We start from the raw sequence: 12,725 nt of genomic DNA, 5'->3' as shown, positions 1-12,725 counted from the left end.
TGACGTTTCCCATGTTGACCATCGCACTGTCCAAGGGCCGCATCCTTGACGACACTTTGCCGCTTCTGGCTGAAGCGGGCATCGTGCCGACCGAGAATCCGGACAAGAGCCGCAAGCTGATCATCCCGACGACCCAGGACGACGTTCGCCTGTTGATCGTGCGGGCTACCGACGTGCCGACCTACGTTGAGCACGGTGCGGCCGACCTGGGCGTCGCCGGTAAAGACGTGCTGATGGAGTACGGCGGCCAGGGCTTGTACGAGCCTCTGGACCTGCGTATTGCCCTGTGCAAGCTGATGACTGCCGGCCGTGTTGGTGATGTCGAGCCCAAGGGGCGCCTGCGGGTTGCCACCAAGTTCGTCAACGTTGCCAAGCGTTACTACGCTGAGCAAGGCCGTCAGGTCGACATCATCAAGCTCTACGGCTCGATGGAGCTGGCACCGCTGATCGGCCTGGCCGACAAGATCATCGACGTAGTCGACACCGGCAACACCCTGCGTGCCAACGGTCTTGAACCGCAAGAATTTATTGCCGATATCAGCTCCCGCCTGATCGTCAACAAAGCATCGATGAAGATGCAGCACGCCCGTATCCAGGCGTTGATCGACACCCTGCGCAAGGCAGTGGAGTCGCGACACCGCGGTTGACCTACCCGCGTAGCTGAAAGGCTACGCCCGTCTATCCGCCTCATAGCCAGAATTCTCAGGTGCCCAAGCGGAAACGACTGCTAGTTTAGGGCGCCTGAGTTTTTGCCATTTCTATTGAGGCCCTCGCTATGACCACGTCCACTGCAATTGCCCGACTCAACGCTGCCGACCCGGATTTCGCCCATCATCTGGATCATCTGCTGAGCTGGGAAAGCGTGTCCGACGATTCGGTCAATCAGCGGGTGCTCGACATCATCAAGGCCGTGCGTGAGCGCGGTGACGCAGCGCTGGTGGACTTCACTCGGCAGTTCGATGGCCTGGACGTGAAGTCCATGTCCGACCTGATCCTGCCCCGCGAACGCCTGGAACTGGCCCTGACCCGCATCACTGCGCCGCAGCGTGAAGCCCTGGAAGTGGCCGCAGCGCGTGTGCGCAGCTATCACGAAAAGCAGAAGCAGGACTCCTGGAGCTACACCGAGGCCGACGGCACGGTACTGGGCCAGAAAGTCACACCGCTGGATCGTGCTGGGCTGTACGTGCCGGGCGGTAAAGCGTCTTACCCGTCGTCGGTATTGATGAACGCCATTCCCGCCAAAGTCGCCGGCGTGACCGAAGTGGTCATGGTGGTACCGACCCCGCGCGGTGAAATCAACGAGCTGGTGCTGGCCGCCGCTTGCATCGCCGGTGTCGACCGTGTGTTCACCATCGGTGGCGCCCAGGCCGTTGCTGCCCTGGCCTACGGCACCGAAAGCGTGCCGAAGGTCGACAAGGTGGTTGGCCCGGGCAATATCTATGTCGCCACTGCCAAGCGCCACGTGTTTGGCCAAGTTGGTATCGACATGATCGCCGGCCCCTCGGAAATCCTCGTGGTGTGTGACGGCCAGACCGACCCGGACTGGATCGCCATGGACCTGTTCTCCCAGGCCGAGCACGACGAAGACGCCCAGGCGATCCTGGTCAGCCCGGATGCCGAGTTCCTCGACAAGGTCGCCGCCAGCATCGACAAGTTGCTGCCGACCATGGAGCGCGCCGAAATCATCGAAAAGTCGATCAATGGCCGTGGCGCTTTGATTCTGGTGAGCGACATGGAACAAGCTATCGAAGTGGCCAACCGCATCGCGCCGGAGCACTTGGAGCTGTCGGTAGCCGACCCGCAAGCCTGGTTGCCATCGATTCGTCATGCCGGTGCGATCTTCATGGGCCGCCACACCAGCGAAGCCCTGGGCGACTACTGCGCAGGGCCGAACCACGTGCTGCCGACGTCCGGTACTGCGCGTTTTTCGTCACCACTGGGGGTGTATGACTTCCAGAAGCGTTCGTCGATCATCTTTTGCTCCCCGCAGGGCGCCTCCGAGTTGGGCAAGACTGCCTCGGTGCTGGCCCGTGGTGAGTCGCTGAGCGCGCACGCACGCAGCGCCGAATATCGCATCGTCAAGGGAGAGTAAGGCATGAGCAAATTCTGGAGCCCCTTCGTCAAGGACCTCGTGCCTTACGTACCGGGTGAGCAACCCAAGCTGACCAAGCTGGTCAAGCTCAACACCAACGAAAACCCCTACGGCCCTTCGCCCAAGGCGTTGGCCGCGATGCAGGCGGAATTGAACGACAACCTGCGTCTGTACCCGGACCCTAACAGCGACCTGCTCAAGCAGGCCGTGGCCAAGTACTACGGGATCGACGCCGGTAAAGTCTTCCTCGGCAACGGTTCCGATGAAGTGCTCGCGCACATCTTCCACGGCCTGTTCCAGCATGACTTGCCGCTGTTGTTCCCGGACATCAGCTACAGCTTCTACCCGGTGTACTGCGGCCTGTACGGCATCAAGTCCGACCCGGTACCGCTGGACGAGCAGTTCCAGATCCGCGTAGCGGACTATGCCAAGCCCAACGGCGGGATCATCTTCCCCAACCCGAACGCGCCGACCGGCTGCGTGCTGGCGCTGGAGGCGGTGGAGCAGATCCTCAAGGCCAGCCCGGATTCGGTGGTGGTAGTTGATGAAGCCTATATCGACTTCGGTGGCGAAACGGCTATCAGCCTAGTGGATCGCTACCCGAACCTGCTGGTGACTCAGACCCTGTCCAAATCGCGCTCACTGGCCGGTTTGCGCGTGGGTCTGGCCGTGGGTCACCCGGACCTGATTGAGGCGCTGGAGCGGGTCAAGAACAGCTTCAACTCGTATCCGCTGGATCGCCTGGCGATTGTTGGCGCAGCGGCGGCGTTCGAAGACCGTGAGCATTTTGACAAGACGTGCCGCCTGGTTATCGACAGCCGTGAGCAGGTTGTTGCGCAGCTGGAAGGGAAGGGTTTTGAGGTGTTGCCATCGGCGGCCAACTTTATCTTTGCTCGGCACCCCAAGCACGACGCTGCCGGCCTGGCGGCCAAGTTGCGTGAGCAGGGTGTGATCGTGCGGCACTTCAAGCAGGAGCGGATTGCGCAGTTCCTGCGGATCAGCATCGGTACGCCGGAGCAGAACCAGGCGCTGATTGATGGGCTGGGTGAGCTCTAAGCCACACTGAGGATCTAAAAAATGTGGGAGCGGGCTTGCTCCCACATTTGGTTCTGCGTTGTGCCAGTTAGAGCAGCGGCTCATCCGACTTCTTGTTCTTCCAGCCATCATTGCCCGGTAGCAGCAGGTTCAAACCAATCGCTACCACCGCACACAGGGCAATGCCCTTGAGGCCGAAGTCATCCGGGCCGGTGCCGGTAGCTACCAAGACACCGCCAATCCCGAACACCAATGTCACAGACACAATCACCAGGTTGCGCGCTTCGCCCAGGTCGATCTTGTGGCGAATCAAGGTGTTCATCCCCACCGCAGCAATCGAGCCGAACAGCAGGCACAGAATCCCGCCCATCACCGGTACCGGGATGCTCTGCAGCAACGCGCCGAACTTGCCGATGAATGCCAGGCTGATGGCAAACACTGCCGCCCAGGTCATGATCTTCGGGTTGTAGTTCTTGGTCAGCATCACTGCGCCTGTCACTTCGGCGTAGGTGGTGTTCGGCGGGCCGCCAAACAGGCCGGCGGCCGTGGTGGCGATACCGTCACCCAGTAGGGTGCGATGCAAGCCAGGCTTCTTCAGGTAGTCGCGACCAGTCACGCTGCCCACCGCAATCACGCCACCGATGTGTTCGATCGCCGGGGCCAGGGCCACCGGGACGATAAACAGGATCGCCTGCCAGTTGAACTCCGGCGCGGTGAAGTGGGGCAGGGCGAACCACGGTGCAGCAGCGATTTTTGCGGTGTCGACTACGCCAAAGTAGAACGACATGGCAAAGCCCACCAGCACGCCGGAGATGATCGGCACCAGGCGGAAGATGCCCTTGCCGAACACTGCCACGATCAAGGTGGTCAGCAGCGCTGGCATCGAGATCAGCATCGCTGTCTTGTAGGGGATCAGCTCGGCACCGTCGCCGCCCTTGCCCATCGCCATGTTCGCCGCAATCGGCGCCATCGCCAGGCCAATGGAGATAATCACCGGGCCGATCACCACCGGCGGCAGCAGCCGGTCGATAAAGCCGGTGCCCTTGATCTTCACGGCAGCGCCCAGGAAGGTGTAGACGAAACCGGCTGCCATCACCCCACCCATGGTCGCCGCCAGGCCGAATTGCTGCTTGGCGAGAATGATCGGGGTGATGAAGGCGAAGCTCGATGCCAGGAAAACCGGCACCTGCCGCCCTGTCACCACCTGGAACAACAGCGTGCCCAGGCCTGCGGTGAACAGTGCGACGTTTGGATCAAGACCTGTGATCAGCGGCATCAACACCAGCGCGCCAAATGCCACGAAGAGCATTTGTGCGCCAGACAGGATCTGGCGCCAAAGCGGGTCGTTGAATTCATCCTGCATGCTCACGCGTCCTTCTGCTTGGTGCCAAAGATCTTGTCACCGGCATCGCCCAGGCCTGGGATGATGTAGCCGTGTTCGTTGAGGCGCTCATCGATGGAGGCGGTGTAGATCTGCACATCCGGGTGGGCTTTCTCGACAGCGGCGATACCTTCCGGCGCGGCCACCAGCACCATGGCGCGGATGTCTTTGCAGCCAGCTTTTTTCAGCAGGTCGATGGTGGCAACCATGGAGCTGCCGGTGGCGAGCATCGGGTCGATGATCATGGCCAGGCGCTCGTCGATTTCCGGGACGAGTTTTTCCAGGTAGGTGTGGGCCTCCAGCGTTTCCTCGTTGCGGGCCACGCCTACGGCGCTGACTTTGGCGCCCGGGATCAGGCTGAGTACGCCTTCGAGCATGCCGATACCGGCCCGCAGGATCGGGACCACGGTGATTTTCTTACCAGCGATTTTTTCCACCTGGACGGGACCGGCCCAACCGGGGATCTCGTAGGTTTCCAGGGGCAAATCCTTGGTGGCTTCGTAAGTGAGCAACGCTCCGACTTCCTGAGCAAGCTCACGGAAATTCTTCGTGCTAATGTCGGCGCGGCGCATAAGGCCGAGCTTGTGTCGGATCAGCGGGTGGCGGATCTCGCGAGTGGGCATGGGAAAGGCTCCGGCGGCGGGCAAAAAAACCGGCCTAGATTAATCTATCCGAGGGTGTTGTCCTATAGACATCTAGTACGTTAGTCCATTAAGGCTTGATCGGAGCGCACGAGAAGCGTACCTTCGCCCGCTTTTCTTGCCACAGCACCCCCTTGGAGAGCGCCATGTCCGCTGATCTCGAGCATATCCGTCAAATCATGCGCGAGGCTGACTGCCTGTACACCGAAGCGCAAGTCGAAGCAGCGATCGCCGAGGTCGGCGCACACATCACCCGCGAAATGGCCGACACCAACCCGGTGGTTTTCTGTGTGATGAACGGTGGCCTGATCTTCGCCGGCAAATTGCTGACTCATCTGCAATTTCCGCTGGAAGCGTCCTACCTGCACGCCACCCGTTATCGCAACGAAACCAGCGGCGGCGACCTGTTCTGGAAAGCCAAGCCGGAAGTGTCGTTCATCGACCGTGACGTGCTGATCATCGACGACATCCTTGATGAAGGTCACACTCTGGGCGCGATCATCGACTTCTGCAAACACGCTGGCGCACGTAAAGTGCACACCGCTGTGCTGATCGACAAAGACCACGACCGCAAGGCTCGTCCAGACCTTAAAGCCGATTACGTCGGCCTGCCGTGCATCGACCGCTACATCTTCGGTTACGGTATGGATTACAAAGGCTACTGGCGCAACGCCAACGGTATCTACGCCGTTAAAGGAATGTAAGTGATGACCCGCTTTCTTGATCAGACGCTGTTTGCCGAATTGGCCGAGAAAGCGGGCGAGAGCCCCCGTGGCCGTCATCACCATAATTTTCACCAGATGGATGAGCCGTGCCATCGCTTGGCCGTGGGCCTGCAACCTACGACCTACGTGCCGCCCCATCGCCACTTGAGTGCGGACAAGGCGGAAACGTTGCTGGTGCTGCAGGGCCGCTTGGGCTTGTTGGTGTTCAGCGAAACCGGCGAGGTGGTCGCCAAGCGTGTGATGCAGGCCGGCGGTGAATGTTCGGGTGTTGATCTGCCGCCGGGTGTGTTCCATGGCCTGGTGGTGCTGGAGCCCGATACCGTGATGTTCGAGTGCAAGGCCGGGCCTTATCGTCCGGTGGGCGAGGGCGAAATGGCCGACTGGGCGCCCCGCGAAGGCGATGGCGGTGTCGCCGAGTATCAACGCTGGATGCTCGCCCAGTTCGATTAAGCTACAGTGCTCGGCCACCTTCTTCGGAGCGGCCCATGAGCCTGTTGATACGCACCTGCGCTGCCTTGGCGCTGACCCTCAGCTTGCCCCTCGCCGCAGCGCCTGCGCCGATGCACAGCCAATTCCTGCCAGCGGACGACCTGACCCTGCGCGCCGAAAACCCGGACCAGCAACAACTGTTGCAAGTCACCGAGTACGCCGTGGTCGTGGGTAACCAGCGCCAATCCAGCCAGCAACCGATTCCGGTGACCTCGCCGCTGATGATTCGCCTCAAGGGCAAGTCGCTGAACAAAGGTGCCACCATCGCGCAGGTTGTACTCAACTTTGATGCCGAGAGTAAAAGCCTGAAAAAACCGGTTTATGACGACAAGAGCAAGACCCTGACTTTGTCGTATCCGGTGGCCCAATACCGCGTGATTGTCGATTTGCTGCGTAATGACACGGTGTACGTCCAGTTCCTCAGTTATGCCAACGGCCACATCTGGGCGGATTTGCACACCGGTGTCGTTCGTACAAAATAGCCAGGGCACAGAAGGACTAAATGTGGGAGCGAGCTTGCTCGCGAAAGCGGTGTGCCAGCCAAGCATGTGTCGACTGACACTCCGCATTCGCGAGCAAGCCCGCTCCCACATTGAATCTTCATTGTTTCCGAAGCCTGTGCCCCGCAGGTAAACTGCCTTTCCCGTGAAAAATGTCTGCAGGCTGGAGTCGGTAATGCGTAAAGATAAGAAACAGGTGATTGGCGACGAAATCGGCGACGATCAGATCAAGTTGTTCCTGGACTTCGAGCCGGTCGACGCGACTTCCCCGTCCCTGCACAAGCTGATCAAGGCCTACCGTGGCCTGCGTATCGATGACTTTGAGCGCTTCCTGGGCTTTTTCAAGGAAGCCGGCCTGGATCTCGACGGCAAGGACGAGCATGGCCAGACCTTCGTCGACCTGATCAAGGACCAGCGCAACGCGGACGAGTACATCGAACTGATCGAAAACGCTCGCGGCTGATTCTTCAAGGCAAAAAAAACGCCCCGTCCTCATGCAGAGGGCGGGGCGATCGTTCCCACGCTCTGCGTGGGAATGTCTCTTGTGACGCTCTGCGTCACGACCTCAAGCGTAGCTCTCGGTCTCGGCGGCAGGCTCAACCAGTTCCAGGCTGATGTTGTTCTGCGCGTTGATCTTGCGATACAGCTCGGCATCCGTTTCCAGGACCTTTTCCCGCGCCGGGAAGATCTCGTGCAGCTTGGTGGCCCACTCTCCAGCAGCTTTCTGCGGGAAGCAGCGCTCGATCAGTTCCAGCATGATCGAAACGGTAACCGAAGCCCCAGGGGATGCGCCCAGCAGTGCCGCCAGCGAACCGTCTTTGGCCGCTACCAGCTCGGTGCCGAATTGCAGCACGCCGCCCTTTTTCGGGTCTTTCTTGATGATCTGCACCCGTTGGCCGGCCACTTCCAGGCGCCAGTCTTCGGCTTTTGCCTCAGGGTAGAAGCGACGCAGGGATTCCAGGCGCTGCTCCATGGATTGGCGCACTTCGCTGACCAGGTACTTGGTCAGGTCCATGTTGTCGCGGGCCACGGCCAGCATCGGGCCGATGTTGCCGGCGCGAATCGACATCGGCAGGTCAAGGAACGAGCCGTGCTTGAGGAACTTGGTGGTGAAACCGGCGTATGGCCCGAACAGCAGGGATTTCTTGCCATCCACTACACGGGTGTCCAGGTGCGGCACGGACATCGGCGGCGAACCCACGGCGGCCTGGCTGTAGACCTTGGCCTGGTGGTGCTTGACCACTTCCGGGTTGTCGCAACGCAGCCATTGGCCGCTGACCGGGAAGCCGCCGAAGCCTTTGCTTTCTTCGATACCCGAGGCTTGCAGCAGCGGCAGGGCCGCACCACCGGCGCCGAGGAAGACGAACTTGGCGTCCACTTCACGGCTGTTGCCGCTGTTGACGTCCTTGATGCTCACGGTCCAGCCGGCGCCATTGCGCTTGAGGCCGGTGACGCGCTTGCAGTATTTGACCTGGGCATCTGGCGAGCTGGTCAGGTGACCCAACAGCTGGTTGGTCAGGGCGCCGAAGTTGACGTCAGTGCCGTTAAGCACACGGGTGGCAGCGATTTTTTCGTCGAGCGGGCGGCCCGGCATCATCAGCGGCATCCACTCGGCCATCTCGCTACGGTCTTCGGTGTAATGCATGTCCGAAAACGCGTGGTGCTGGCTGAGGGACTCAAAGCGTTTTTTGAGGAAAGACACGCCTTTTTCGCCCTGAACGAAGCTCAGGTGCGGTACCGGGCTGATAAAGGACTTGGACGAGCCAAAGGTGCCTTTTTTGGTCAGGTACGCCCAGAACTGCTTCGACACCTCGAACTGGGTGTTGATGTGCACGGCTTTCTTGATGTCGATGGAACCATCGGCGGCCTGCGGCGTGTAGTTCAGCTCACACAGCCCGGCGTGGCCGGTACCGGCGTTGTTCCACGGGTTGGAACTCTCCGCGGCACCCGAATCCATCAGCTCAACGACTTCCAGCTTGAGGCCGGGGTCGAGCTCTTTGAGCAGCACGGCCAGGGTGGCACTCATGATGCCGGCCCCTACCAGTACTACGTCGACTGCTTCGTTATGCGCCATTTAACGCGTCTCCAAAATCTGCAGCACCAAATTGACGGCATGGCTGCCAGGAGTGACGGGGCGGTTCACGTGTTGCCCCAGGTTACCCATGGCCAGGATCGCCATGTCCGTTTCGCAATTCTTTGCAACTTCAGCACACGCTTCCTGCCGGGCTAATCTGCCTATGAACGCATTCATGGGCGCCTGTGGCAATTCGACTTATGGTCAAAGCGTGCGATTTGTGCAACCAATCCGTAGCGGACAGGCTCAAGCTCCGGTTGTTGAGGAGTACTCGGTCCTGTGTGGTTGGGCTGTTCCAGACGCTGATGGTGCTTTTACAAACGCCAAACTATTCATTTGCTCGCCACACTCTTGTGAAGTTGTGAAAACCCGTTTTTTTCACGCTCTTTTGAAGACGTGAACCTCAAAAAAGGGCTGCCCCAGCCTGGCACCTGGCCCGGATACCTTGCCGACAGGCGGCAAAACGGGCAAACAACTCAAGTGGCCGAGCGCAATGGCAGCTCTGGCAGATTCGGCAAGGCGGGTGGTTTGCAGGAAAAACAGCAAGCACGCCAGCTTCACTCGATCTGTGTGGGCGGCTCTCTGTGGGCGATTGGGGGGCTAATGCCAAGGCATTAACGATGCTGCGAGGCCCGATCAGGAGACGTCCTTATAATCGGGGGGAGATTGTAGCGAAGAACGTCAGGGAAATGGGCGTGTTTTATGACTTTTATTAGTGCTGCGGTCAGGAGGCCAACGCATGCCGCGAATGTGCATGCTCTCGTTGCGCGATGACCACGGCGCTGGCGGGCAGTGGGCGGTGCATCCAGCTCAGGCGCGTCTCTGTAACTTCCACCCAGCCTTCACCGACAGGCGGCAAGCGGCACTCTTTGAAGGCCTGGCAAATACCGTTTGCATCCAGCCGTACAAAATGGCGGTGGCGGGCATTGGGCATGAATAAAGATTTGAGAAGGCGCATGGCTTTGTACCTGTTTCGTTGCATGCTCGAATGTTCTCAGTGTGGCATGACATTGGAATGACGAATTTATGTGAAATTGTAATTTCCACGTGCTTTCAGCTGCCGTTCAGGATTGCTGGTGGGTGGCGCGCGTGCACCGTTATACTGATGGCCTGTTTGCACCTAGTCCTGGAGAAAAGAGTATGTTGCAACGCCTGTTGTTTGGTTTGATCACTGTGACCAGTTTGACCCTGGTTGGCTGCGCCAACAGCCCGCAACAACTCAGCCCGGAGCCGAAACTCACTACGCAATTGGCCCCGGTGGGCCATGGTCAGCCAGTCTCGGTGCGTGTGGTGGATGGTCGTCCGTCCCCAACGCTGGGTTCCCGCGGCGGCCTGTACCCGGAAACCGCGCTGGTGTCCGTGAACGCTCAGGATGTGCTGCCCAAGCTGCAAGCCCAGGCCGAAGCGGCCGTGCGTTTGCTGGGCTTCACCCCGGCCAACTCGCCAGGCGCGCCTCAGTTGACCATCACCCTGGCTGAACTCAAATACCAGTCGCCGAAAGAAGGCCTGTATGTGACCGAGGCGTCTATCGGCGCGACCTTCAAGTCCGACGTCACCGCCGGCACCCGTCGCTACAGCGGCCGCTACGGTGCTTCGCTCAACCAGCGCTTCGGCATGGCGCCGAACCAGGAAACCAACACCAAGCTGGTCAGCGACGTGTTGAGTGATGCCTTGACCCGCCTGTTCAAGGACCCAAGCATCGGTTCGTTGCTCAGCTCGCAATAACCGATCCTTTAAAAAGCCGGGCTCAGTGATGAGCCCGGCTTTTTTTCGTCTCCAGTTTCACGCAGCACTGTCGATACAGAAGTCCAGCATGCTCACCCCCGTCAACAGATCGGCCTCCGGCAGGTCGGCATGCTGGTGCCCGCCCAGCGCGCAATACACCAACCAATGGCGGTCCTGGACGTTGAACGCCAGGCTGCCAATCAGCGTTTCCTGCTCATCGCTTGGGGCTATCAGATACAGCCGATCCTGGTTGTGTGCGTGCAGCATGACAAGCTCCCTAATGTTCGAAGGGCAACAGAGTGGCTTGTTAAGGTGACGTTCAGGTGACGTCGTAAATTACTGGATACATTAGCCGTCATTGGGGGATGGAGCATTTCAGGCGCCGGAGGCCACTATCGTTCAGGTTTGTATCTGAATCGATACCACGTCACTGTTTTACCGAGGTTTGCGATGGCGCTGCCCGCACAATTGATCAACGCTGTGGCTTTATCGGTGGCCTGCCCGGGTGCAGTGCTGCTGTTCATTACCCGCCTGCGCGAACAGCGCGCAATGGCCGACCTGACCGCGCGAAGCGAAGACCGTCCCATCGACCAACCTATGCTGTTTCTGGACGTGCGCACCGAACGGGCGCACCGGCTGGCTTACCGCATTGGGTTCGCCTGCATGGGGGTGGCGCTGCTGACCTCCTGGATCAGTACACGCCTTTAAGCACACCACAAAACCAATGTGGGAGCGGGCAAGCCCGCTCCCACATATTTGCTTCGGTATTTACAGGGCAATTCCTGCCTTGACCCGGTACTGGTTACGCACCGGAGTCGCATATTGCACGACCAAAAACGGCCGGTGCTCGGCCGGGCATTCGTTCAAGCGTCGCTCCCATTCTGCCTTCGCTTTGGCCAACTCATCGGCCGGGAACACCTCGGCTGCCGTTGGCACCTGCAATTGCGGGTCGGCGTCGCTCCATTGGGCGTACGCCAGGTAATGCACCGGGAATAGTCGATAACCACCAAGAATCTGGCGGTCCATTTCCACGGCCAGCAACTTGGTGTCTTCGAAGCGCTCGGTGATCGGCGGCGCAAAATTCACGTGCACCCGGCCCTTGTAGCCGGTGATACCCAGGGCAATGCTCACGTCATCCTCGCCCGGCGCCTTGCTGTAGGTGCCGGTGGTGGCGCGGATGTACAACTCGCGGGCCTTGGCGGCGTCGCACGGGTCGTACTCGTAGCTGATGGACACTGGCGTCAGGTTCAGTGACTGGATCACCTCGGCAAACGGCTCGTCCTTGCGGCTGACGTGGAACATCTTGAGGATCGCCGACTCGGTGCGATCATCCCCATCCTTGGCGCGACCTTCGGCCTGGGCGATCCAGATCGACTGGCAGTCGTTGCGGATCGAATGGTTGATGTAGGCCGACAGCAGTTGATAAGCCGCCATTTTTTCCTTTCGCCCAGTGATCGAGCGGTGCACGATAAAGCTCTTGTTCAAGCGCATCAGGTCGCTGACGAAAGGTTTTTGCAGCAAGTTGTCGCCGATGGCAATGCGCGGGGTCGGCAGGCCAGCATGGTACACGGCATAGTTGACGAAAGCCGGGTCCATCACGATGTCGCGGTGGTTGGCCAAAAACAGGTAGGCGGTGCCGGACTTGAGTTGCTCGACGCCGGTGTAGGTCACGCCGTCGGTCGCACGGTCGATGGTGTGGTCGACGTAGTATTCGACTTTGTCCTGCAGCGTGGCCACGGTGGTGACGCCGGCGAATTCACGGCGTAGCTTGCGGGCAATCATGGGCTTGAGCAGCCAGCCCAGGGTGCCGGCGAAGCGCGGGAAGCGGAAGTGGGTCAGGATGTCCAGAAAGGCCTTGTCACTGAACAGCCGGTCCAGCACTGCCGGGACTTCGCTGTCGTTGTAAGGTCGGATGGTATCGAATTGGCCCATCATGCTCTCTTGTTAGAAACGGCTAGGGTAAGTAAAGGAAACACCAGGGTGCGGCCCGAGTAATGGGCTCGGCCGAAAACAGCCCTGTAAATAGACCGGCGATTATACGCACAAGTCACCTTGGAGGCTGC

Annotated in this window: 15 protein-coding genes; 9 read left to right on the top strand and 6 right to left on the bottom strand. The window is 59.8% G+C overall.

Translation table 11 applies throughout. From position 1 onward, the window contains the following. Positions 1-11: 11 nt before the first annotated feature. The 3 genes from hisG (at position 12) to hisC (ending at position 3,148) form a co-directional block, all read left to right on the top strand. The gene (hisG, locus tag CFE47_RS29495; RefSeq protein ID WP_010213102.1) at positions 12-647 is read left to right on the top strand and encodes an ATP phosphoribosyltransferase; all 636 of its coding nucleotides are present in this window, start codon (positions 12-14) and stop codon (positions 645-647) included. A gap of 128 nt (positions 648-775) precedes the next feature. Continuing rightward, entirely contained in the window at positions 776-2,092 is a 1,317-nt protein-coding gene (gene hisD / locus CFE47_RS29490) for a histidinol dehydrogenase (protein ID WP_185708372.1), read from the top strand. Between the two features lie 3 nt (positions 2,093-2,095). Next, positions 2,096-3,148 (top strand): histidinol-phosphate transaminase, encoded by a 1,053-nt coding sequence (gene hisC / locus CFE47_RS29485; RefSeq protein WP_286842495.1) that lies wholly within the window; start codon positions 2,096-2,098, stop codon positions 3,146-3,148. Between the two features lie 67 nt (positions 3,149-3,215). Here the strand turns inward: hisC and CFE47_RS29480 are convergent, their stop codons facing one another. Then, positions 3,216-4,490: a uracil-xanthine permease family protein gene (locus CFE47_RS29480; protein WP_286842493.1), complete on the bottom strand. Its 1,275-nt coding sequence runs from the start codon at positions 4,488-4,490 to the stop codon at positions 3,216-3,218. A gap of 2 nt (positions 4,491-4,492) precedes the next feature. Next, entirely contained in the window at positions 4,493-5,131 is a 639-nt protein-coding gene (gene upp, locus CFE47_RS29475; RefSeq protein WP_105520868.1) for a uracil phosphoribosyltransferase, read from the bottom strand. 164 nt (positions 5,132-5,295) lie between these two features. Between upp and CFE47_RS29470 the strand changes: the two genes are divergently transcribed. The 4 genes from CFE47_RS29470 (at position 5,296) to CFE47_RS29455 (ending at position 7,326) form a co-directional block, all read left to right on the top strand. Next, positions 5,296-5,853 (top strand): hypoxanthine-guanine phosphoribosyltransferase, encoded by a 558-nt coding sequence (locus CFE47_RS29470; protein ID WP_176995068.1) that lies wholly within the window; start codon positions 5,296-5,298, stop codon positions 5,851-5,853. A 3-nt stretch (positions 5,854-5,856) separates the two neighbouring features. Then, the gene (locus CFE47_RS29465) at positions 5,857-6,324 is read left to right on the top strand and encodes a WbuC family cupin fold metalloprotein (RefSeq protein WP_286842490.1); all 468 of its coding nucleotides are present in this window, start codon (positions 5,857-5,859) and stop codon (positions 6,322-6,324) included. Between the two features lie 35 nt (positions 6,325-6,359). Beyond that, entirely contained in the window at positions 6,360-6,845 is a 486-nt protein-coding gene (locus CFE47_RS29460) for a hypothetical protein (protein WP_286842487.1), read from the top strand. 193 nt (positions 6,846-7,038) lie between these two features. Next, a complete protein-coding gene (locus tag CFE47_RS29455) occupies positions 7,039-7,326 on the top strand; it encodes a PA4642 family protein (protein ID WP_016976601.1) in 288 nt (95 codons plus the stop codon). Between the two features lie 102 nt (positions 7,327-7,428). On the opposite strand, the gene mqo is transcribed toward CFE47_RS29455, so the two are convergent. Further along, complete coding sequence (gene mqo, locus CFE47_RS29450; RefSeq protein WP_185708377.1) at positions 7,429-8,937, bottom strand: malate dehydrogenase (quinone); 1,509 nt, start codon at positions 8,935-8,937, stop codon at positions 7,429-7,431. A 724-nt stretch (positions 8,938-9,661) separates the two neighbouring features. Further along, positions 9,662-9,895, bottom strand: coding sequence for a hypothetical protein (locus CFE47_RS29445; protein ID WP_286842483.1), 234 nt, complete (start codon positions 9,893-9,895; stop codon positions 9,662-9,664). A 182-nt stretch (positions 9,896-10,077) separates the two neighbouring features. Between CFE47_RS29445 and CFE47_RS29440 the strand changes: the two genes are divergently transcribed. Next, positions 10,078-10,662: a YajG family lipoprotein gene (locus CFE47_RS29440; protein WP_185708379.1), complete on the top strand. Its 585-nt coding sequence runs from the start codon at positions 10,078-10,080 to the stop codon at positions 10,660-10,662. A gap of 57 nt (positions 10,663-10,719) precedes the next feature. Here CFE47_RS29440 and CFE47_RS29435 read toward each other — a convergent pair whose 3' ends face one another. After that, on the bottom strand, positions 10,720-10,929 hold the full coding sequence (locus CFE47_RS29435; protein ID WP_286842481.1) for a hypothetical protein: 210 nt from the start codon (positions 10,927-10,929) through the stop codon (positions 10,720-10,722). Between the two features lie 183 nt (positions 10,930-11,112). Here CFE47_RS29435 and CFE47_RS29430 point away from each other — a divergent pair, with 183 nt between their 5' ends. After that, positions 11,113-11,370, top strand: a complete 258-nt coding sequence (locus tag CFE47_RS29430) for a hypothetical protein (RefSeq protein ID WP_286842479.1) — start codon at positions 11,113-11,115, stop codon at positions 11,368-11,370. A gap of 60 nt (positions 11,371-11,430) precedes the next feature. Here CFE47_RS29430 and CFE47_RS29425 read toward each other — a convergent pair whose 3' ends face one another. Continuing rightward, complete coding sequence (locus tag CFE47_RS29425) at positions 11,431-12,594, bottom strand: 1-acyl-sn-glycerol-3-phosphate acyltransferase (protein WP_185708382.1); 1,164 nt, start codon at positions 12,592-12,594, stop codon at positions 11,431-11,433. Positions 12,595-12,725 lie beyond the last annotated feature (131 nt).

The sequence above is a fragment of the Pseudomonas sp. PGPPP1 genome (assembly GCF_002255865.1).
Taxonomy (GTDB): Bacteria; Pseudomonadota; Gammaproteobacteria; order Pseudomonadales; family Pseudomonadaceae; genus Aquipseudomonas; species Aquipseudomonas cremoris.
Note: the sequence above shows the minus strand (reverse complement) of the source record. Positions and strands in the feature narration are given on the sequence as shown.